At 59.1% G+C, this 22,359-nt stretch carries 18 protein-coding genes; 2 read left to right on the top strand and 16 right to left on the bottom strand.

The features are described 5' to 3' along the window. Positions 1–37: 37 nt before the first annotated feature. The 7 genes from AC05K6_RS08830 to AC05K6_RS08800 all read right to left on the bottom strand — a co-directional run bounded on the left by AC05K6_RS08830 (position 38) and on the right by AC05K6_RS08800 (position 9,433). Positions 38–1,891 carry an alpha/beta hydrolase gene (locus tag AC05K6_RS08830; protein ID WP_476728342.1) on the bottom strand — a complete coding sequence of 618 codons (1,854 nt, stop codon included), beginning with the start codon at positions 1,889–1,891 and terminating at the stop codon, positions 38–40. Then, positions 1,878–3,728, bottom strand: a complete 1,851-nt coding sequence (locus AC05K6_RS08825) for an ABC-F family ATP-binding cassette domain-containing protein (RefSeq protein ID WP_476728341.1) — start codon at positions 3,726–3,728, stop codon at positions 1,878–1,880. The genes AC05K6_RS08830 and AC05K6_RS08825 overlap by 14 nt, the downstream gene beginning before the upstream one ends. After that, a complete protein-coding gene (locus AC05K6_RS08820; protein WP_476728340.1) occupies positions 3,721–4,743 on the bottom strand; it encodes a 4-(cytidine 5'-diphospho)-2-C-methyl-D-erythritol kinase in 1,023 nt (340 codons plus the stop codon). Before AC05K6_RS08820 ends, AC05K6_RS08825 begins: the two co-directional genes overlap by 8 nt. Beyond that, a complete protein-coding gene (gene rsmA, locus AC05K6_RS08815) occupies positions 4,740–5,708 on the bottom strand; it encodes a 16S rRNA (adenine(1518)-N(6)/adenine(1519)-N(6))-dimethyltransferase RsmA (RefSeq protein ID WP_293790983.1) in 969 nt (322 codons plus the stop codon). The genes AC05K6_RS08820 and rsmA overlap by 4 nt, the downstream gene beginning before the upstream one ends. Before the next feature lie 63 nt (positions 5,709–5,771). Beyond that, the gene (locus tag AC05K6_RS08810; RefSeq protein WP_293790982.1) at positions 5,772–6,950 is read right to left on the bottom strand and encodes a resuscitation-promoting factor; all 1,179 of its coding nucleotides are present in this window, start codon (positions 6,948–6,950) and stop codon (positions 5,772–5,774) included. A 266-nt stretch (positions 6,951–7,216) separates the two neighbouring features. After that, positions 7,217–8,116, bottom strand: a complete 900-nt coding sequence (locus tag AC05K6_RS08805) for a TatD family hydrolase (RefSeq protein ID WP_476728339.1) — start codon at positions 8,114–8,116, stop codon at positions 7,217–7,219. A gap of 54 nt (positions 8,117–8,170) precedes the next feature. Next, entirely contained in the window at positions 8,171–9,433 is a 1,263-nt protein-coding gene (locus tag AC05K6_RS08800) for an MFS transporter (RefSeq protein ID WP_476728338.1), read from the bottom strand. Between the two features lie 149 nt (positions 9,434–9,582). Here AC05K6_RS08800 and AC05K6_RS08795 point away from each other — a divergent pair, with 149 nt between their 5' ends. After that, on the top strand, positions 9,583–10,263 hold the full coding sequence (locus tag AC05K6_RS08795; protein WP_293790979.1) for an HAD family hydrolase: 681 nt from the start codon (positions 9,583–9,585) through the stop codon (positions 10,261–10,263). Positions 10,264–10,270: 7 nt separating this feature from the next. On the opposite strand, the gene metG is transcribed toward AC05K6_RS08795, so the two are convergent. The 3 genes from metG to rsmI all read right to left on the bottom strand — a co-directional run bounded on the left by metG (position 10,271) and on the right by rsmI (position 14,856). Further along, on the bottom strand, positions 10,271–12,109 hold the full coding sequence (gene metG, locus AC05K6_RS08790) for a methionine--tRNA ligase (RefSeq protein WP_293790978.1): 1,839 nt from the start codon (positions 12,107–12,109) through the stop codon (positions 10,271–10,273). Positions 12,110–12,187: 78 nt separating this feature from the next. Further along, entirely contained in the window at positions 12,188–13,900 is a 1,713-nt protein-coding gene (locus AC05K6_RS08785) for a BCCT family transporter (RefSeq protein ID WP_448308375.1), read from the bottom strand. Between the two features lie 41 nt (positions 13,901–13,941). Continuing rightward, the gene (rsmI, locus tag AC05K6_RS08780; RefSeq protein WP_476728352.1) at positions 13,942–14,856 is read right to left on the bottom strand and encodes a 16S rRNA (cytidine(1402)-2'-O)-methyltransferase; all 915 of its coding nucleotides are present in this window, start codon (positions 14,854–14,856) and stop codon (positions 13,942–13,944) included. Between the two features lie 214 nt (positions 14,857–15,070). Here rsmI and AC05K6_RS08775 point away from each other — a divergent pair, with 214 nt between their 5' ends. Next, complete coding sequence (locus tag AC05K6_RS08775; protein ID WP_476728337.1) at positions 15,071–16,546, top strand: dolichyl-phosphate-mannose--protein mannosyltransferase; 1,476 nt, start codon at positions 15,071–15,073, stop codon at positions 16,544–16,546. Between the two features lie 19 nt (positions 16,547–16,565). Here the strand turns inward: AC05K6_RS08775 and AC05K6_RS08770 are convergent, their stop codons facing one another. From AC05K6_RS08770 to AC05K6_RS08745, 6 genes are all read right to left on the bottom strand, one after another. Next, positions 16,566–17,324: a zf-HC2 domain-containing protein gene (locus tag AC05K6_RS08770; RefSeq protein WP_476728336.1), complete on the bottom strand. Its 759-nt coding sequence runs from the start codon at positions 17,322–17,324 to the stop codon at positions 16,566–16,568. A 60-nt stretch (positions 17,325–17,384) separates the two neighbouring features. After that, positions 17,385–17,807: a DoxX family protein gene (locus AC05K6_RS08765; RefSeq protein ID WP_476728335.1), complete on the bottom strand. Its 423-nt coding sequence runs from the start codon at positions 17,805–17,807 to the stop codon at positions 17,385–17,387. A 15-nt stretch (positions 17,808–17,822) separates the two neighbouring features. After that, positions 17,823–19,190 carry a divisome protein SepX/GlpR gene (gene sepX / locus AC05K6_RS08760; RefSeq protein ID WP_476728334.1) on the bottom strand — a complete coding sequence of 456 codons (1,368 nt, stop codon included), beginning with the start codon at positions 19,188–19,190 and terminating at the stop codon, positions 17,823–17,825. Between the two features lie 101 nt (positions 19,191–19,291). Beyond that, positions 19,292–20,026: a GNAT family N-acetyltransferase gene (locus AC05K6_RS08755; protein WP_448308371.1), complete on the bottom strand. Its 735-nt coding sequence runs from the start codon at positions 20,024–20,026 to the stop codon at positions 19,292–19,294. 7 nt (positions 20,027–20,033) lie between these two features. Then, the gene (glp, locus tag AC05K6_RS08750) at positions 20,034–21,335 is read right to left on the bottom strand and encodes a molybdotransferase-like divisome protein Glp (RefSeq protein ID WP_473963751.1); all 1,302 of its coding nucleotides are present in this window, start codon (positions 21,333–21,335) and stop codon (positions 20,034–20,036) included. Positions 21,336–21,372: 37 nt separating this feature from the next. Then, positions 21,373–22,299, bottom strand: a complete 927-nt coding sequence (locus tag AC05K6_RS08745) for a UTP--glucose-1-phosphate uridylyltransferase (RefSeq protein ID WP_293790971.1) — start codon at positions 22,297–22,299, stop codon at positions 21,373–21,375. Between the last annotated feature and the right edge of the window lie 60 nt (positions 22,300–22,359).

Raw genomic sequence — 22,359 nt, 5'->3', positions numbered from 1 at the left:
ACGCTTTTCTGCGGTATGCAAGCAGCCCCGGCTCGTATTAGCCGTTGTCGACACCGACTTCTTTCTCCGGCCCCTGGGTGAGCATTGCCTCGTCCAGTTGTTTCCGCAGTTCTTCGGCCCGAACAGGGTTGAAGTCTTCCCCGCCGACCATCGCGAGCATGGCGTCCAGCACTCCATTGCCGTAATTGTGCCCATGTCCATTCGGCACATTGGCGGCGACGGGAAGATCCATTGTGACCTGCCAGAACGTAACAAAAGGAATCCACGACATCGACGGCGAGCGGTCGAACCCAGCGGGTTCCTTTAACCAGTCTGGTTCCCTGGCTATCAGCGACGGTGACCACCACACCACTGGATCAGAGGGGTGTTGCAGGAAAAGGATGCGCGGGTGGTGCCAACCACCTGGGGAATTCAAGTCCACCTCATCGCGCCAACTCCAGATTTCATCGGTGTTTTCGGCGAAGCGCACATTCAACCCGCCCGCGTATTCCGCAGAAACCTGCGGCGAACCGGGATCGCGCCGGTCAACCAGGCCGTGCCACAACTTGTTGGAATTCGGTGGCCCCGCCCATAACAAACCATCAACGCTGGCGGCGATGTCCCGAACACCTGAAAACGCGCCGCTGCCGGCATTGGTACCTAGAGATTCGCCATAGACGTAGAGCTTAGGCCGGTGATCCTTCGGCAAAGTGTGCCACCAGTCGACGACGGTGGAAACTAGCGCCTCGCCTGCGTCTTCCACACGCTGCTGATCAGCGATGAACTGTACGCCGCTAGGCAGGTACGAGTATTGCGCCGAGGCGATAGCGGAGTCACCATCAAACATCAGCTCGAAAGCTTGAGCAGCCGTGGGGTTCACCCACCCTGTGCCGGTCGCGGGGACCACAAGCAGCGCCCGACGATCCTTTGCCCCCGTCCGTTTCAACTCATTGACCACACTTTCCGCGCGCGCCGCGTCGGTATCTTCGCTGCCATTCTTCAAGCTGGCATACACCCGGATGGGTTCTTTGCTAGGGCGGCCGGTGATCTCTTCAAGTTCGTTCTTATAGAGCCCCAGTCCAACAAAGCGCGTACCGAAAGCACCCAGGTCTTCCCATTTATTGGGTGACGCCGAACTACCGGAACGCTCCGGCACATGAGGCTGTTTCAGGTCCGCTCTAATCTCCTGGTCACGGACAGAAAACACATTTTCAGTTGCGTGCACGATCGTGCCGGGCACAACCGTATCTACAACGAACCCCAAGGCCAGCACAACCGCCATCCAGGCAAACAATTGTCGAGTAACTCCGCCGAGACGGCGCCCGACTGGGCCTTCCTCCAAGACTTCGATCAGCCAGAGCAACCCCTTGCCCACAAGGACAATCAGCGCCCACAAGCCAATGCCAACGGGCAACACCAACAGGAACTCTCCCGCCGTATAGGCCTCCGCGCCCATTAGGTTTGCCAGCTCCTGCTGCCAGCGGACAGCGAAGGAGATCCACACCAATAGAGCCAGAATCACAATAAGGACGAAGACGACCTCCAGGCCGGTCTTGAGTTTCCCCATCCTCTGGTCACTCAGACCAGCGCGGAGTTGGAAGCGGCGCACATATTCCCTGGCTTTGCGGCGCCACTTCCACAGAGGTTCGCTGAAGTATTTGTGCAGAAACGCCTCCCACAGCCAATGCAGAAAGACGCCCATGATGTAGCCCGTACCACCGGAGATACCAGCGACGACTCCCTGGAAAAGCCAGTCGCGTGGCAACAGCGAAGGGGTCAGCGAGGCTGCAAACAACAGCGCGCCGACAACCACGCCACCGGGATCAACGTGGGACTCCCACTGATCCCTGGCGGCGCTAAACCTCTCCGCAAGCTCCTCCTCGGCATCGGAGGCAACATCAGCTATCTTCAAGCTTCTCCCCAATTTCCAGCCACTTCATCTCTAGATCGCCGTGTTCATCCTGGGCTGCCTTCAAATCTTTATCAAGCGCAGCTAACTCCTCGGTGACAGGCTCCCCAGTGGCCGCCTTTTCTGCCACCTCATTCATCTTCTCGTGGATGGAATTGATCTTTGCTTCGACCTTGGTCATCTTCCTTTCCAGCGCACTCATTTCCTTAGTGAGAGCATGAACCTCCTTGGCACCGAGGCTGGGGCGTCCAGAAGAAACAGCGTCAGACTCTGCACCGGCGGCAGAACCAGCAGCGTCGAACGACAGGGTGTTCTTGCGCTCCTCCGCACTGGCCAGTTGTTTGCGGTGCTCTAGGTACTGCTCAATTCCACCGGGCAGGTTAGTCAACTGTCCATCGCCGAAAAGCGCCCAGGTGGAATCGCAGATGCGCTCGATCAGATACCGGTCGTGGGAAATGACCACGAGCGTGCCGGGCCATTCATCCAGCAAGCTTTCGAGCTCTTGCAGCGTATCGATATCGAGGTCATTGGTCGGCTCGTCCAGCAGCAGCACGTTCGGTTCGCTCATGAGCACGCGAGTGAGCTGCAGGCGGCGCTTTTCGCCACCAGAAAGATCGCCGATGGGTGTGCGTTGCCGCTTCGCGCTAAAGCCCAGGCGCTCAGCCAGTTGCGAAGCAGTGATTTCCTTTTCCCCGAAGGTCACATAGCTGGCAACATCCTCAACGGATTCGAGCAACCGTTTCGTGGGATCCAGGTCGTCCAGCTCCTGGCGTAACCATCCCAGGCGCACAGTCTTGCCTTCCACACGACGTCCGTTGTCCAATGGCGCTTCACCGGCCAAAGTGCGCAGCAGTGTGGTCTTTCCAGAGCCATTTACTCCGACCAGGCCAATGCGTTCGCCGGGGCCGAGGCGCCAGGTCAGGTCTTCGACCAGAGTGCGCCCGTCGGGCGTGGTGATACGCGCGTCCTCCAGATCGATGACCTTTTTGCCCTGTCGGCGTGCGGAGAAGCTCATGAGCTCCACTTTGTTTCGCATCGGCGGCACATCGGCGATCAAAGACTCCGCGGCCTCAATGCGGTATCGCGGCTTGGAGGTACGCGCCGGTGCGCCACGGCGCAGCCACGCCAATTCTTTACGCGCCAAGTTTTGACGTCGCTGTTCAGCGGCATCGGCCTGGCGGGCACGTTCCGCGCGAGCGAAAGTCCAGTCGTTGTAGCCGCCCTCGTACACGTCCACCACTCCGTCGTGTACCTCCCAGGTGTGGTTGGCGACTGTGTCCAGGAACCAGCGGTCGTGGGTGACGATAACCAGCGCAGTATTGCGACTCAGTAGGTGCTCAGCGAGCCACTGCACGCCCTCGACATCCAGGTGGTTGGTCGGCTCATCCAGAATCAACAGGTCGAGATCCTGCACTAGAGCAGCGGCCAGGCCCGTGCGACGACGCTCACCACCGGAGAGCTCCTGCACCTTCGCATCCAGCCCCAGGCGGGCGATATCCAATCCGTTAAGCACGCTGCGGACCTTCGGATTGCCCGCCCATTCGTACTCCTGCAGCCCTAGTGGTTCCAGCACTGCCCCAGCGACGGTCATAGCTGCCGGTGCGTCGCGCAGTACATCCTGGGTGACCATGGCCATGCGCAGGTCGTTGTTGTGGCTCACACGCCCGGAATCCGGTTCGTCCTTCTTACTCAGAATATTCAGCAGGGTGGACTTACCCCCACCGTTGAGTCCCACTACGCCAATCCGGTCGTTGCTATCCACGCCGAGGCTCACGTCATCAAGCAGGGTCTTTAGCCCGTAGCTCTTCGAGACTTTTTCTAGGTTGATGAGGTTAGTCACGTACTTCCTCCCTTTTTATGACGCCCGCAGCTGCAGCTGGGGAACTAGTCGTCATTGTGGAGCTGGCTTTTCCAGCAACGCTTACGGCTGTGGCAACCTCCACCGCGTCGTCAGCAGAAGCACACAGCATGGCCACGGTCGGGCCGGAGCCGGAAACGATTGCGGCAATGGCCCCGGCTTCAGCGGCGGCTCTGAGGGTTTCCCGCAGACTGGGCAGCAGACTAATGGCCGGTGCCTGCAGATCGTTGACTAGAAGTTTGCCTACCTCTTTGGGGTCACCCCCGCGAAGGGCAGTGATCAAAGCCTCGGGGCTGCCCGCGCGGGTGGCCTTTGGGCTGTTCACTTCTGCACTAGCACGCTGCTGATCGAGTTGTTTGAAAACCGACGGGGTGGACAGGCCGCGTTTATCAGTGGCGATGGCCCAGTGATATCTACCTGTGGCTATCACGGGCATGAGGTTCTCGCCCTTGCCTGTGCCCCATGCGGTGCCGCCGAGGAGGCAAAAAGGAACATCTGCTCCCAGGTCAGCGGCCAGTTCTACCAGTTTTGCACTATCCGGGCGACGCGGAGCACGGGGGTCCGGAAAGTACAGCTCTGTAGCGGCAATCAACGCCGCCGCGGCATCTGCCGAACCACCGGCCATGCCACCAGCAACGGGGATCCCCTTGTCGATATGGATATGCACGGGCTTGTCTGCCCAGGGCACATGAGCTTTCCGTGCCAAGTCTTGGATAACAGCCACAGCCTTCCACGCCAGGTTGCTGGAATCCTGCGGTACCAGGTGTGCGTCAAAGCCGGAGACGCTCCACGTGCACTCCGCGGGATCATCATCTTCGCGCAGAGCTACGGTGACCTCCTCCTTCAGGGAGACAGCCTGAAAGATCGTGTCCAGCTCATGGTAGCCATCTTCCCTGGCCGGACCTACGCCTAAGTGCAAGTTAACCTTGCCGTGCGCACTCGCCGTTATGGAGCGATATGGAGGTTTTTGGGGTCCAAAAAAATGCGACACACTCATCGAGCCCCTCGCTGACTTCCTTGCAGGGAGGTCACGGCAAGCTGCACAAATTGCTGGGTGGAGAGCTTCTCGCCACGCAGGGTTGGATCGATCCCCGCGCTGCGCAGCGCCTCCTCGGCAGCTTGCCCGCTACCGAAATGGCCGGACAGTGCGGCTCTTAAGGTCTTGCGCCTTTGTAGGAATGCCGCATCAGCCAAAGCAAACACTTCACGGCGCAGCGCCTCTGATTCAGTGTTTTCTGATTCAGTGTCTTCTGATTCAGTGTCTTCGCCAGCTTCACGGACGATCTCCGCCCATGGCTGCTCTCCCTCGGCATAGCGGTCTATCCGCACCAGACCAGAGTCGATCTTGGGGGCAGGCCAGAAAACGTTTTTACCGATGGTCGCCGCGCGGTTGACGGAACCATAGAAACCAGCCTTCACACTGGGCACTCCATAGATTTTGGAGCCAGGAGTCGCAGCTAGGCGGTCTGCAACTTCCAGCTGCACCATGACGAGCACGCGATCGATGCTGGGGAATTCCTCCAGCATGTGCAAGAGCACAGGCACGGAAACGTTATAGGGAAGATTCGCGACAAGTGCGGTGGGAAGTGGGCGTCCCCCGTTCGCAAAGTCCTCGGCGGTGACGACCATTGCGTCCTTGAGAATCACCGCAGTGTCAAGGCCTTCGGCGCCTTGTTCTGCAAGGGTTGCGGGTAGCTTTCCGGCCAGTCGTGGGTCGATTTCGACGGCAGTGACACTCGCTCCGGTTTCCAGCAGCGCCAGAGTCAAAGACCCCAGGCCAGGTCCGATTTCTACCACGTTGTCCGCGGCGGACACGTCGGCGGCCTTCACGATTTTGCGCACTGTGTTGGGGTCGTGGACGAAGTTCTGCCCCAGCTTCTTGGTGGGGTTTAGGTCCAGTTCTTCGGCAAGCTGCCGGATCTCATTTGGCCCCAGCAGCCGAATCTTCCGTTCATTCACCATTCACAGGATAGTCGAGCTAGTGCCCGATAAAAACCGATGAAGGTGCGCGGTGAGGCGAGCGGGTTAGCGTATACCCAACTTGGAAGTGCAGGCAGGCCATGCACCCCAGCCCTGGGCAGCCTGTACCTTCTTTGCCACGGCGATCTGCTGCTCTCGGGTTGCCATGTGGGCAGCCGGTGCGTACTGCGTGCCACCGAAGCCTGCCCAGGTGGACGGGGTGAACTGCAGGCCTCCGGAGAAACCGTTGCCGGTGTTGATGGACCAGTTGCCGGTGGACTCACACTGTGCCAGCTGATCCCATACGGAACCGTCGGCTACAGACGGTGCAGCTGCGCCCGTGTTGGAGTCCTTGGAATCCTCACTGTCGGCAGCCTTCTTGGTGCCGCGGATGATTACGCGCTCCTTCGGAGCAGCGATCTCCTTGGAGGACTTCTCGTCGCGGCTTACTTCCTGGCCATTGACGGTACGGACGGTGACAGTGACGCGAGCCTTGCCCGGAGCACCCTTTTCGACAATCTTTTCCTTGCCCTCTGGCATGTTCGGGTCTTCCTTCACACGCTCCGGAGCCGGAACTTCCTTCACCTTAGTTTCATCGCGGGTGGCGATGCGGGTGACGTCAATGTGCATCCCCTCTGCCAGCGGGGTGTCTGCGGCCGGGGTGACCTTGTCTTCCTTGCCCAGCGGGGTGCCACGCATTTCGAAGATCTCGCCCACGGTGCGGGCGGGCAGGCTCATGCGACCCTCTTCACCACCGTCGTTCAAGGTGAACTTCTTCGGGGTAACGATCTCCAGCTCCATGCCGTCGAGCGGGATTTCCTTGTTGCGCGTCTGAGACAGCTGGTTTGCAGCATCGCTACGACCGATCTGATCCAGCAGGGAGCCTACGGTCAGCGCGGTGGTATCAATTTTTTCCTGCTTGCCGTCGATGGTGAGCGCCACGGTGCGAGCGCTGCGCACGGTGATCGTGGAGTTGTCGCCGATGGCCTCATCGAGTGCCGGGGTAACCATGGCACGGTTATCGATTTCCACGCCAGCGGACTTTAGGGCGCCCTTGACGTCGCCGGACATGGTGCTGGCCTGGATGATATCGCCGTTGACGTCGAGGGTGACCGACTTCTGCCCAGCGACCGCAACGCCGCCGCCGACAACCAGGGTGGCGAGCATGCCACCCGTGGCGATGCGCAGCGGGGTGGAGTTGGTGTTGTTAATGCGGTGCAGGTGGGACTTCTTCTTCGGTGACACTAGATCGTTGCCTCTCTCATTGTGACGCCCCGAGGTCTCGACTGCGCTTTTCGACTGCGCTTGTTGCTCGGGGCGCCCGAACGCCGATTTTTTCAACTTTTGTCACAATACGATAACGATCCTTGCGAGACAAAGATCCGGGGCAAAATGTTCCACAAATCACAAATATGGGGGTACATCTGCAACAACAGTAAACACGCAGGCTAACTTGCGTTAATTTTTATACGTTTTCGTTACCTCGCGTCACAGCAGAAACACACACCTCACTAGCGGAGTTCGATCCCATAGAGCCGTGCAGCATTGGCTGTCACTAGCTCACCGAGCTCCTGCGGCTTTACTCCTCGTTGTTTCGCCACACACGCCGCCGTGTAGCCCACAAAAGCCGGCTCGTTGCGTGCACCGCGAAAAGGTTCAGGCGTCATATAGGGAGCGTCGGTCTCGACGAGAATCTGTTCCGGCGGCGCAATCCGTGCCGCTTCACGAAGTTCCTCATTGCGTTTGAAAGTCACGTTGCCCGCAAAGGAGAGCACATAGCCACGATCCAGAGCTTCCTTGGCCACCTCCAGTGGAGAGGAAAAACAGTGCAGAATCACGTTCTCCGGTTGGGGCGCATCGGCCAGCACTCGCAATAGATCAGCCTCCGCTTCACGGTTGTGGATCATCAACGCCTTGCCGGATTCGCAGGCCAGGTCAATATGGAAGCGCAGTGCCTCCTCCTGCACCTCAATGCTCGGGGTCTCCTCCCCATCTCCTGCATCTTTGCCAATCCAATAGGAATCCAATCCAGTTTCACCAATCGCCACGCAGCGTGGGTGAAAGGCCATCTCCCGCAAACGCTCGCGCACCTTTTTTGTCACCGTCTGTGCCTTTGTGGGATGCACAGCACAAGCTGCCCACACACGATCATGAAACTCCGCGGCCTGCAGAGCCTTCTCTGTTTCCTCAATACCATCGCCTACCGTGCATACCCCGCGCACGCCAACTGCATAGGCGCGATCCATAAACTCCCCCACCAAGCGCTGGTGATCGTCCTCGCCGAACTCGCGAGCATCCGCATCCTCCCTGCGCTGGTTCTTCAATACCGTGGACCAGAGGTGAGTGTGCGCATCGAAAAGGGGCACAATCGGCTCGGGCGGAACAGGGGTGGGTCGCTTCTTTTTAGCCATACGCACCACCTTAGTACCCTGTGGCGGCTGGCTTTCCGCAACCGACTTCGGCTGTCAGCGATCGTCGACGAATACCCTCCGGCTAGCCACCAATCCCGCGCCCAGCAGGACGACATTGAATCCCACGAGAACACTCAGTCCGGTGGTCCAGGACGCAGTGGCGTCATAAAGAGCACCAAAACCAAAAGGCCCAATGCAGGCGACGGTGTACCCGATGCCCTGCGCGCCCGACGAGAGCACCGCGGCGGCCTTCGGCTCGCGAGTGCGAGTGGCGATCAGCATCAACCCGAGTGGGAAGGTCGAGCATCCCAGCGACACCAACGAAATCCACACCACCGGCAGGCGCATGGGGTCAGTAATCACCATCAGCAGCGCAACGAACATGCAGCTACAAGAGAGGATCGTCACCGCCGCCGCACCGCGTTCGAAGCGCGAGGTCATCCACGGCACCAAGAAGGATGACGCCGTGCCGACGATGGCGAACACTCCGCCGATAACCCCACCGAGCTGTGCCGAGCCACCGGACTCCACAATGATCTTTGGCGCCCAGGTGATAAAGCAGTAGGAAATCGAGGAGGTCATGGCGAACATGACCACAATCCCCCAGCTCACGGGGTTTTTCCAGATATGACTATAGGCGCCGCGGGACTCGTTGTTTTTGTTGTTTATGACGCCCATCAGCTTCCGTGGGTGCGCTTGTCGCAACATCTCGCCACCGCGTTGGCTGGCGGTTCCCGGAGTCACAGCGAACACAAGCACACCCCAGCACAGCAGCGCCAAAAGCGGCGGGATGGCCCACACTCCGATCGCCACACGCCAGCCCCCGAGTTCGGCGAGCGGCACGGCAGCAACAGAAGCAGTGGCCATGCTGACCTGCCCGACTGCCATGTAGGCAATGGACATGACCGTGAGCTTGAAAGGAAAATAGTCCTTAATCACGGCGGGTAAGAGGGTGTTGGTTATACCAACCCCAACCAGCCCGATCATGGTGCCGGCAAGGAACGGCAGCTCGTTGGATGCGATAGTTCTTAGTCCAAATCCGGCGGTAGCGAGCACCATTGCCGTGCTAATGACGGCCCGAAAAGACAACGCCTTGGCCATGGGACCAGAAAGGATCGCGGCAACGGCAAACATTGCGGTAGGGGCCATTCCCACTAAGCCGATGAATAGCCCGGAAGCCTCCAGCCCATCGGCGACCTGGTCCGCGATGGGCGGAAAAGTGCTCACAGGGCTGCGCAAGTTGGAGCTAGTCAGCAATACCGCCAGTGCCGCAATGAAAGCGACGGCGGAAGGGATGCGACGCGCTCCTTGTCGCACAGTCGGCATTTTGTTCACCCCCGGTTCGTTTTAGCTTCGCGTTGGCGCCACCTTCTGGCCATGCAGGCGAGGCACACTAGCTTTAAACCTACTAGTTCCCACCAGCTACTTCCCACACCACTGCAACTGCAAAGGAAAGCACTCTGACCATGGAACACTTCATCGTCTTCGACTTGGGTGGCGTACTGGTTCAGCGCCGCCACACTCTGCGCGAGCTCACCACTGTGATGATCCGCCACGCCAGCATCCAGTCCCGCGACAATACCGGCAGTCAGACTAGCGTTCCGACCATCATCACTGATCCGTTCAGCTTCGAGGCCGCCTATGGCCGCTACCGCGAAAGCTATAGTCTTTCGATGGGACCGAACGACTATTTCACCACGCTCTGCCGCGCAGCTGGGGTAAGCCCTACCCCGGAACTCCTCGCCGAGTTGCAGGAGACGGACACCCGACTGTGCTCCACCGTTAACACGTCTGTGCTCAACCTGCTGAACCACCTCAACGCTATTGATCAGCCATGGGGCATTTTCAGCAACGCGCCGCGACCGGTGATGGAGGCGGTGCTGAGCCAGGATTGGACCGATGGTGCAGCCGTCACCTGTTTCTCCCCCGACCTGCGGTTCACTAAGCCCCACCAGGGCGCGTTCCGTCGCTTCGAGCAGGCCGCGGCCGCAGCCGGCTACGAGGACGCTTCCCTGGTTTACTTTGACGATCGCCAGGCCAACTTGGATGCTGCTGAGCGCCGTGGCTGGGATGCGTACCCATGGCGCGGCGTGGAATCCGTCCACGAGGTGCTGATGCCGATTACGGGTTTACGCCGCGCGGACTAGCTCCGCGTTACTTCTGGACAGGAGCCCACTCGGGTCCGGTCTCTGCCAGCTCTGGGTCCAGCTTGGGGAACAGTGGTTTTGGCTTGTGCAGTACCGTTCCGGGCTGAATCTCTTGGCGTGCCCATGTCGCCTTTTGCTTTGTGTAGTCGCCCATGATGACGGGGTACGTACGTCCCTTTTCCGGTAGGCCGACGCCCATTGGCTCCCGCGGAGACTCATCAGTCACCTCAATAACCTCTGGCTGAGCTGCCCAAGTCCCTTCCCCGCCGAGAGTTTCATAAATCTTCTGCGCGGAGAACGGCAGGTAGGGGGTGAGCAAGGTGTTGACGTCCGAGACGACCTGCAGTGCGGTGTACAGAACCGTGGCGAGACGCTCGCGCTGCGATTCGTCCTTCGCCAGCTTCCATGGCTCCATTGCGGCGATGTACTGGTTGGCACGACCCGCAATGCGCATGGCTTCGGTAATGCCGGCCTTAAAGCGAGAGCGGCTGAGGTTGTCGCCGACCACGTCGAAAGCCTTGGCGGATTCGGCCAACAGTGCTTCGTCTTCTGCAGTGAGCGGTCCTGGGGTAGGCACTTCGCCAAAGTTCTTGTAGGCCATAGAGACCGTGCGGTTAACCAGGTTTCCCCACTCATTTGCGAGTTCGGAGTTAATGCGGCGCACAAACTCATCCCAGGTGAAATCGGTGTCAGTGGTCTCCGGGCCGGCGGTGGCGATGAAGTAACGCAGTGCGTCGGGACCGAACTCCTTGAGGAAGTCGCGGACGTAGATCACAACTCCCTTGGAAGAGGAGAACTTGGAACCCGACATTGTCAGGAACTCGGAGGACACAACCTCGGTCGGGAGGTTCAGCTCAGGCTCGGCCAACTCGCCGGCCTCTCCGCCCTTGGCTCCCTTGCCGCTGTATCCCAGCAGTTCGGCAGGCCAAATCTGGGAGTGGAAGGTGATGTTGTCCTTACCCATGAAGTAGTAGGACAGCGCTTCCGGTTCGTTCCACCACTTGCGCCATGCCTCAGGGTCACCGATGCGCCAGGCCCATTCGATGGACGCGGAGAGATAGCCCACGACGGCGTCGAACCACACGTAGAGCTTCTTCGCGTTGTTGTCCTGCCATCCCTCGACGGGGATCGGCACACCCCAGTCGATATCGCGGGACATAGCGCGCGGGCGAATATCCTCTAGCAAGTTGAGGGAGAACTTCAGGACGTTCGGTCGCCAATCGGTGCGGCCTTTGAGCCAGGTGCTCAGCGCGTCGGCTAGAGCGGGAAGGTCCAGCATGAAGTGCTCGGTATCGACGAATTCCGGGGTTTCGCCGTTGATTTTGGAGCGCGGGTCGATGAGATCCTCAGGATCCAGCTGGTTACCGCAGTTGTCACATTGGTCGCCACGGGCGTCCTTAGCGCCACAGATCGGACAGGTGCCTTCGATATAGCGATCCGGAAGGGTACGCCCCGTTGACGGGCTGATGGCTCCGCGAGTGGTTTGGGTGACCATGTAGCCGTTGTTGTAAAGGCCGGTGAAGAGCTCTTGCACTACGGCGTAGTGGTTGCGCGTGGTGGTGCGGGTGAATAAATCATAGGAAAGTCCGAGTCCCGCCAAATCTTCGACGATGATGCGGTTGTAACGATCCGCAAGTTCCTGAACGGTCGTGCCTTCTTTTTCCGCTTGCACCAGCAGCGGTGTGCCGTGCTCGTCGGTGCCCGAGATCATGAGCACCTCGTTGCCGACCATTCGCTGATAGCGTGCGAAAACATCCGAGGGCACACCGAACCCGGCGACGTGGCCGATGTGACGGGGGCCGTTGGCATAAGGCCATGCAACTGAGGTGAGAACTCGTTTAGACATAACCTTAAGATTAGGTGATCCGCTTATACGATGCGAAAGCAGCCCAGGTTACCTGGGCTGCTTTTCTATAGCGTCAGTTTATGCGTCTTGAGTTCCCTTGGCAGCTTCCTTGGCAGCTCCCTCGACGCGCCGGGATTTCTTTGCATTCGCAGCTTCTCGCTGCTTGTTGATGCGACGCTCGCGTGCCATGCGCAAAGCGTATTCTCGCTGCGCCTTCTGATCCAGGTAGAGAGGATCGTTGGACAAGGCCTTGAAGATGGCAAACATCAACGCAATGATCACCAGCAGGAAGGGGCTTGCCGCAATGATCGTGACGTTCTGCAAGTTGGTTAGTGCCTCGTCACCACCGGTGAGCAGCAGCATGAGAGCAATCACTGCAGTCAGGGCACCCCACAGAACCGTGACACCACGGTTAGCGACAAGCTTGCCGCGCTGCGACATTGAGCCCATGACCGTGGACGCAGAATCGGCGGACGTGATGAAGAAGGTCGCCAGCAGAATCATCGCAACGATACTTGCGACCTTGCCCATAGGCAGAGTGTGCAACAGGTTAAATAGCTGGCTGGTGGCCTCACCATCGCCCCAGATGGAGTTGCCCGTGTCCTCTGCGTGAACGGCAGAGCCACCGAAGATCGAAAACCAGATGATGGTGACCACAGTAGGCACCATGAGCACAACGGATACGAACTCGCGGATGGTACGACCGCGGGAGATACGTGCGACAAACATCCCGACGAATGGGGACCAGGAGACCCACCATGCCCAGTAGAAGATGGTCCAAGAGCCCAGCCACTCGCCCGCGCCCTCGCCCGAGTCGGCGGTACGGGCTGCCATGCTGAAGAACTGGGAAAAATAGTTGCCCAGCGAAGTCGGGATCAGATTCAAAATCACCACAGTTGGCCCGGCAATCAGGACAAATAGTGCAATAAGACCGGCCAGGATCATATTCGCATTAGAGAGGTACTGAATTCCCTTGCCTACGCCGGACGCAGCGGAAACCAGGAAACACAGACCCAGGATCACAATCGTGCCGACGATCACGGAAGTACCCGGGTTGGAAATAAGATCCGTTGCTTTCAGGCCAGACTGAATCTGCACAGCGCCCAAACCCAGAGACGCGGCGGTGCCAAAGACGGTGGCGAAAATAGCGGCGACATCAATGATCTTGCCGAGTGCTCCCTCGGCGCGTTTCTCTCCGATCAGTGGGATGAAGGCTGCGGAGAGGAGTTGCTTGCGCCCCAAGCGAAAGGTGCTGTAGGCGATAGCAAGCGCCACGATGGCATACAGAGACCACGGGTGCAGGCCCCAGTGGAAAAGTGTAGAAGCAAAGGAACTTGCCACGTCGTGATCCTTCGATCCTGGCACGCCGTTGCGGTAATAGGTCAGTGGCTCAGTGACGCCATAGAACATCAAGCCAATACCCATGCCCGCAGCGAACATCATCGCCACCCAGGACACACTGTTGAACTCTGGGGATTCGTTATCTTTCCCCAATCGGATGTGCCCGAACTTGCTGAACGCAATGAACAGAATGAAAACGACGAACACGGTTCCGGCCAGCACGTACAGCCAGCCCCAGTCGCCCACCACGTAACTCAGGGCAGTAGAAGCGAATGCGGCGAAGCTATCGCCACCGAACACGCCCCACAGTACGACTGCCAAAATCAAAGCCGCAGCACTGCCGGTTACCACCCAATCGATCGGTTGATCCTGCTCAGACTCATCCATGAGCTGGCCAGCATCCACCTCTTCAGTCTCTTTCGCTAACACTTCTTCTCTTGACACTGTCATTCTTTACATAGTGGGGGTTACGCTGGAACTTTTCAACCGCTTCATTCCCCGCGACCGCGCAGGACGGCCTCATAAAGCTCGCGCTTGCTCACTCCCTTGGCTTTCGCCACCTCTCCGGCTGCTGTCTTTAACCGGTCGCCCTGTGCAACCTTCTGCTCCACCAGTTCGACCAGAGAATCAACATCTGGTTCCTCTGTTTCTGCAGCGGCATCCACCACAACGCATATTTCCCCCTTCACACCTTCAGCCGCCCACTGAGCCAGCTCCCCCAATCCGCCAACCTTTACTTCTTCGAAAGTTTTTGTCAGTTCACGGCACACCGCTGCCTGGCGGTACTCCCCCAATTCGTCTGCTGCCACCTGCAGAGTCTTGGCCAGCCGGTGCGGAGATTCAAAGAAACAGACCGCGTAGGTGGCGTCACTAAAAGCTTGAAAGAATGACCTCCGGGCGCCGTCCTTGCGCGGCGCGAACCCCAGAAATGCAAAATGCCCCATGCCCAAGCCCGAGAGCGCCAGGGCAGTCGGCACGGCAGAAGGACCCGGCAGGCAGGTCACAGGAACCCCGGCGCGCCGAGCAGCAACGACCAACGGAAAACCGGGGTCGGAAACGGATGGCATGCCTGCATCAGTGACCACCAGCACACGACGCCCCTGCTCAGCCTGCTCGACAAAGAACTCGGCCCGCTCGGATTCGTTGTGGTCAAAGTTTGAATAGAGCCTGCCTGCGATCTCCACTCCCAGTGTGTCCGCGAGTGTGCGAGTACGCCGGGTATCCTCCGCGGCCACGATATCGGCACTCGCCAGGGCGTCGATAAGGCGTATAGACGCATCCAGTGGATTGCCCAAGGGCGTGGCCGCCAGGATAATCCCGCCCCGTGGCAAGGGACGGTTCTCGACTGCGCGGGCGACGAGCGCATTGGCATCAACGGTAGCTACGGCATCAACAGCATCATTCATAACCGCCAGTATGCCCGCCATTGCTCCCGCTTGTCCGGTGCTTCTACTAAGGTTGTCTTTCGTGCCGACCTCGTCAACGACCCCACCCACGCCGCCGACGACGCCTGTGAAAGCAGCTACCCCGAAAACCCCCGAAAGGGCACGGAAAAGCGCACGTCGGGCAACTATCGCTGCGCGGGCACGGTCATTCACACTGACCCGTTGGACTGGCATCATGCTCGCCCTCGGCGTGCTGGGCGCCCTGAGTCGCCTCATGATGCTGCAGCGGCCAACGGATGCGAGCACTCCCGTGTTCGACGAAAAACACTATGTGCCGCAGGCCTGGCAAATTTTTCAGAGCTGGTCTAATCCGCTGATTGGCGGCATCGAGGATAACCCGGGTTATGGATTGGTCGTCCACCCACCGCTCGGTAAACAAATCGAAGCTTTAGGCATGGCCCTTTTTGGCTATACGCCGTGGGGCTGGCGCATTATGTCCGCTCTGCTGGCTGTCGTTGTGATTCTGCTGATCGCCTCCATTGCTCGGCGCATTTCTAAGTCGGATTTGGTGGGTATGTTCGCCGGCACCATCGCCATTTGCGATGGCATTCTTTTCGTCACCGGGCGCTCGGCAATGTTGGACCATTTCCAGGTATTTCTTTTGTGCCTGGCCGCTTATTGCGCCGTCCGCGATGCTGAGCAGATGGAGGATCGCTTCCAGCGCGTCTGGGCTTCGGATCGCATCCAGGACTCGGTTTTTGGTCCCCGCATGGGTTATCGCTGGTGGCGCTTTACCGCCGGCGTCGCGCTGGGCCTGTCGCTGGCGGTCAAGTGGAATGGCCTCTACTACATGGCCTTTTTCGGCGTGACGATCGTTGCGGTTGATTATTTTCGACGCCGCCGTTTCGGCGTAGCCCGTCCCCTTCTCGGAACCGCCTTCTTCGACGCTGTACCCTCCTTCTTCTCCATCGTGATCGTGCCCGTAATCCTGTACGTCGTCAGTTGGCGCGCGTGGTTCGCCTCCGAAGCGGGAGTGTTCCGTCACGCAGTGGAATCCGGTGAGTTCGCTAGTACTACGGAGGGTTGGTTCTGGTCTTTCCTGCCAGACACCGTGCAGAATTTTATCTACTACCACGTGTCTGTCCTGCGTTTTCATACTGAGCTGACCAATTCCAATGGCCACCACCACAACTGGGAATCAAAGCCCTGGTCGTGGCTCGTTTCCAGCCGTTCGCTAATGTATTACAGTCCCTCCAACGATGAAGGTATCCATAAGGTGATCCTGCTGGTCGGCACTCCCGCTGTGTGGTGGGTATGCGTTCCAGTGATGTTGTGGGGTCTGTGGGGCCTCATCGTGCACAAGGATCGCCGTTGGGTGGTGCCGGTTCTTGGCTTCGCAGCTGGATTTGTTCCTTGGCTGTTTAACCTCGATCGCCAGATGTACTTGTTCTACGCTGCAAACCTGGTTCCATTCCTTGCCATCGCATTGGCTATGGCTCTGGGTCAGTTGGTGCGCTGGCAGCGCCCGGGCGTAGCCCAGCCGTATTCCTCCCCTCGAACATTCGTCAAGGCTCGCCCTGGACAGCTGCTGGTCGTCGTCTACTTGATGCTGGTGGTCTGGAATTTCCTGTATTTCTTGCCGATTTACACAGCCGCACCCCTCAGTGACGCTGCTTTCGATATGCGCATGTGGTTGCCTTCTTGGCGTTAGAAGTAGGCGACGGTATGGGTTATTCCCATCCGCGCGGGCGAGGTTGACCTACCTCGTACGTAGAGTGACGGCGCGCATCGCTGGGGCTAAAAGTGACAGGCTGAGCCATGAGCGCGCGCAAGGATTGCTTCAGAGGCATGAACACGTTTCGTCGCCCAGCCCACACGACAATCAAAGCCACTACTGCGAAAAGATGCACAAACAACAGCCATAGGGCGTTGAGGTTGCCGCTTTCCCCTATTAGCCCCAGCACGATTTCCCTGGTGGCAAAACCCAGGCCGAAAGCCCACATGGCCAAGTAGATCGGCAAGACTGCAGAGGCAACTTTGGGGCGCCAGGCCGCCCATAGCAATCCGCTAGCTAGGGCAAAGCGCATCGTCGCAGCGTCGGAAACGAGGTGGAGTTGGGACGAGTCGGCGTCGTCCCCAATCGGCCCTCCGAACAACAGCGACAGTCCCCATACGAGATAGACCAGGGCGACCCCTACCAGGGCAAAACGACCGAACGCGAAAGGCAGCTGGCGACGGCGGAGTCCCACACTGATCTGCGGATCGCTATCGGCTTGGGCAAGAACCTGCTCTAGCAGTGCGGCCTTTCGGTCGTCATGTTCAGCACCGGGGTTCGATTCCTCTTCAGCGGGCGCTGTGGTGAGATTCATGCGACGGCCCAGCGCGGTGATGGTGGCGTACCAGCGTTGGCAGTCCTCGCAGCCTGCGAGGTGCGCATCAATGAGCTCGTCGGACAGCTCCGCAGTCTCTCCGTCCAAGCGGGCCGACATGGAGGTTCTGACTTCCTGACAGTCCATGCGCTCATCCCGTCTCTTGCGTGTTTATTAACCTCAGCCGAAGCGCGACAGTGCCTTGTCCAAGCTCGCGCGTCCCGCACCGAAAACAACAATCATCATAAGGGAGACGACCAAGAGCAACATAAACTCCATGCCACCTTCGGTAACGAAGAAACCATTTGACCAGTGCACAAAGTAGAGCACCAGTGCGCTGTAGATCACGAACAGTCCGGCTACGGCTGTGGTCAGCAAGCCTGCGATGAGCATCGCTCCGCCCATCATCTCGCAAATGGCGGCCGCCCAGGCGCTTATTTTCGGCTGCGGAATATGCAATCTTTCGAAGGTGGCAATAGTTCCAGTTTTGCCATCCATGCCGTCGATAAAGACTTTCTGCCAGCCGTGGGCGATGAAAATCACTCCAATAACGAGGCGTACCAACAGCAGAGCCGCGTCACGCGTGGCGGGGTGGTTCAGCATGCGCGCGGATCGCTCCTATACCGCGCGGATGCCGGAGCGCGGGTCGAGGTATTCTTCGTCGCGATCGGCAATGCGGGGGTTAGTGAAGTTGGTGTTGGAGTTCGCCCCAGGATCCACGTGCGTTTCGGTGCCTGGCATGTCGAAGAAGTCGGCGCCGTCGGCGTATTCCAGATTGCTCAAGGCCGGATCGTTGTCATCCGTTTCCAAGATCACTGCACCCGGTCGCATGAGGCGATCCGGGACACCCAGCTCGTCGTCCTCAGTGTTGCGCACGCCCAGGCGAGCGCGGCGCATGCGCGCCAGGCGACGGTGCCGCAGTTCACGTTCTTCAACGGCCTGTCGGCGCAGCATAACTAGATAGAACGCAGTGAATGCAACCATTGCGATAAAGGTCAGCCACACTGCGCCGCCCAGCGCGAGGCTCGTACCGAAAGTTAGTGCGCACAGCGCGAGCAGAACCAGCAGAACCCTCTTGCGACGATTCTGCCGCTGGCGAGCCAGCTCCGCGGAAGCCACGGGGTCATATACGCCGCGGCCACGGCGAGCAGCGAGGTACTTCAGGTCGGCCTCGCTCAGCTCGTCGGAATCCTCGAGGATATCCACAGCCTTACCTGCCGGAGCTGCGTCGACTTCATCGACCAAGCCCGGTGACGCCTTCACGTCCCCGCCGCGCACGTACTGGGTAGGAACTGTGGCGTACGCAGCTTGGCGAGCGGTGTTTTCTTCAGTGTTTTCTTGGGTGTCTTCTTCAGCGTTTTCTTCGGCAACTTCGGCACCACCGGTGCTGTCGGAACTCGCGGCAAAGGCGGCGCTATCAGCACCTTCCGCGTCTGCCTCACCGTTCATCTCTGCCTTCTTCACCGGGGAAAACTCTCCAGTGTCCATCTCATCCTGAGCGGTGTAGCGCACAGCAGCACCCGACACATTGGCGGTCGCCGAGGGAGCCTTCACGTCAGAAGAAACGACCTTTTCGGCAACGTCGCCGGTGTCTTCTACGTCGTCATCGATGGTCTCCACAACCTCACCATCAATCACCTCGGCGGCCCTCTCGGCTTCCTCATCCGCAGAGCTCTTAGAAGTCATCAGATCTCGCAGCCCACGCGACGCGCCCTTCTTCTTGTTCGCGTTGGAATCCTCGTCTTCCAGCAAGACGTACTCCGGCTCCGCGTCTACCAGCTCCAGCTCCTCGTCATCGGAGATCATGTACAGCCCCTTTGCGGGCTTGAGCTTGCGCTTTGCATTAAGCTCGCTTCCCCCTCGGTGCAGCACCCTCGTTTCACTCAGTGCCTGAGCAGTCCGTCGCACGGGTTTTTGGTTGCGCAGCAAAAGTGGCGCCAACAGCACCAGCCATACGGCGGCGATGAGCAAAAGGGAGCCGGACACGAGTATCAGTTCTCCTCGGGTTCTTTATGCGGGCAGCGTGAGTGGTCAAGTGCTTGCCACGCTACCCGTGCAGTGGGCTAATCTGCGGTGCCACGCCGAGGCTATTGGCGGTTCACAGCCAGCCCCAAGAGTCCTCGATTCACCAACCTGCGAACCAGCCCCTCAGGCAGCACTTCTTCCTGCGTCTGTGCCACCAGATAGTGATCCCGCCATTGGCCGTTAATGTGCAGGTTTCGACGCAGGTGCCCCTCGGTACGGAAGCCGGTTTTCTCAAGGACTCTTCGTGACGCCACGTTCTCCGCCATGACCGTTGCCTCTATCCTGTGCAGCCCCACCTCTTGCATCCCCAGATCCACGCCCAAAGCGACAGCGGCGGTGGCCACTCCCCTACCTTGGAATCGCGAGTGAACCCAATAACCAATCCAGGCACTTGAGATAGTTCCGTATTGAATGTTTCCAATCGTCAATTGGCCGGCGAACTCCCCGTCGACGTCGATGACCATTGGCACGATAAGGCGATCAGCAGCTAGAACTTGCAGATTGTGGAAGTTCTTGCGCCACGCCTCCGGGCTGTGTGCGTCGTCCCACCCCACGGCTGTGGTTGGTTCAAATGGCTGCAGCAAGTGTTGATCTTCGATGCGCGCAGCTCTCCACTGAGAGCCATCGCTTGCGCGAATGGGACGCAGAGAGACTGGCAGGCCGGGAGTGAAGGCGTCATCAGTGTCTTCGGCAGTCCCATAAAGATGACCGCGGCTGAGGACGGTACGCGTTCGCAGTTCCGACGCACGGGTTTCGAGCGCTGCGGAGGAAAGAGCAGCGCGGAGGCGGTGCAACACGAGCGGACTATTCCTTGTTGCTGAGGAATAGCACGTCAACGACCTGCCCCGGCGCCACGTCGGTGACGTCGGAAGGAACTACGATCAGGCAGTTTGCCTGTCCGTGGCTGCCTAACAGGTGGGTCGGCTCGCCGCCGTTGACCGCACCGAGTGGATCCACCAGGAACTCCCGGGTTTCGCGGTCACGCATCAGCTGACCGCGGATAAATCCACGCCGACCAGGGGCAGAGGCGATGGCTGCAATCGTGCGGGCGGACACCACCCGGCGAGTGGCCTGACGACGTCCGCGAATCAGCTGCACTAGTGGACGCACCATAACCTCGAAAGCCACTAACGCCGCCGAGGGGTTAGAGGGCAGCAGGAACGTTGGCACCTTGTCTTGTCCCAGGGTGCCGAATCCCATTACGGAGCCAGGGTGCATAGCGATGCGCTGAATATCCATCTCTCCCATTTCAGAGAGAATCTCGCGCAGCTCATCGCTGGCGGCTCCGCCTATCGCACCAGAGATGACGACTACCTCGGAGCGGAGTAGCTGGCTTTCGATAACCTCTCGCATCTTGCGCGGTTCACCGCTCAAGATGCCGACGCGGTGGACGTCCGCGCCTGCTTCCCGTGCAGCAGCAGCCAGCGCATAGGAGTTCACATCATAAACCTGTCCCACGGCCGGGTCACGGTCGATATCCAATAGTTCGCGTCCGAAGGAGAGCACCGACAGGCGCGGGCGCGGGTACACCAGCACTTTGGAGCGTCCCACTGCCGCCAAAAGTCCTACTTGAGCTGCCCCAATGACGGCACCTTCTTCGACGACCACGTCTCCGGGCTGAACATCAGAGCCTTTGCGGTGGACGAACTCGCCGGACGCGATGGCTTCCAGCGGGCGGATTTTACGGCCTTCCTTTTCCACCCAGTCCAGCGGCAGCACAGAATCGGCAAGGGTCGGCAGCGGAGCTCCCATTTCAACGCGCACAGCTTGGCGCGGTTGTAGGCGAATTGGCCTTAGAGAACCAGCCGTAACATCGCCAACGATCGGCAGGGTTTCCTTCACTCCGCTGAGGTTCTCAGCCGCTTTACCGCCCTCTGACGTATCACCGTGATCCCCGCCTCGCGCGAGGGTAAGTGCCTGGCGGATGTCGACGCTTCTCACGGCATAACCGTCAATCGCTGCCTGATCGAAGCCCGGCAAAGGTTCGGAACCTTCGACCCTTTCTGCACAGCGCAGGCCCAGGGTCTCGGTGATGGCGATGCGCACTGGCTCAGGCGTCACCGCCGCAGAGGTGATGATTGCCAGCTGTTCTTCAACCGATCGCATGAGAGGTTCCCTTCAGCTTAAAAAGCTTGTTAGTTCTCTATGATCCCAAGTTCTCTTGTGCCAGGCGCTCTTGCAGCCAAGTCTTCAAGCTGGGGCCATAAGTCTCATTCTGCAACGCGAAATCGACGCAAGCTCGAATGTACCCACCGGGGTTACCTAGATCATGGCGCAGACCATGGTGGACAATAATGTGTACTGGGTGACCTTCGGTGATCATCAACTCGATGGCATCGGTGATCTGAATTTCGCCGCCCTTACCAGGCTTGGTGCGACGCAGCGCGTCAAATACCTGACGGTCCAGCAGATAGCGACCCGTTGCAACGAAGTTCGACGGAGCATCCTCCACCGCCGGCTTCTCAACCATGCCCTTGACGACTTTGACATCGGCGTGGTCAGCCTCGTCGATCTCAAAAACGCCGTAGTTACTTACTTCCTCACGTGGCACCTCGAAGGCACACAAGACCGACCCACCATACTGCTTACGTACGGCCAGCATCTTCTCCATCACGCCCATCGGCAGCACCAGGTCATCCGGCAGCATGACGGCGAAGCAATCCTCGTCATCATCCAGCGTCTCCTCGGCCAGCCCAATAGCGTGCCCCAGCCCCAAAGGCTTTTCCTGCTCCACAGCGACCACATCGATCAATCCATCGGTGGCTCGAACCTTTGCCAATTGTTCGGTCTTGTTTCGCTGTTCCAGCGTGCTTTCCAGCTCAGCGTCGGTATCGAAGTGACCGAGCACACCTCCCTTTTTCGGGGCTGTCACAATAGCGAGGCGACCAGCCCCCGCGTCAGCAGCTTCCTTGGCGATTAGCTCGATACCGGGAGTGTCTACAACTGGAAGCAGCTCCTTCGGAACAGTCTTAGTAGCAGGCAAGAAACGGGTTCCAAGTCCGGCAGCTGGCACCACAACGGTATGCAGGTTAGCTTGCTCGGACGTGGAGATCGTAGGGCTAGAAGTCATGCCGGAATAGTAGCGCTTCTATGAACCGATTTGTGCTCTACACACCGCCTATGCACAGTT

Source organism: Corynebacterium sp. TUM25020, from assembly GCF_056388495.1.
The sequence above is the reverse complement of the archived record's forward strand: the minus strand, read 5'-3'. Positions and strand labels throughout refer to the sequence as shown.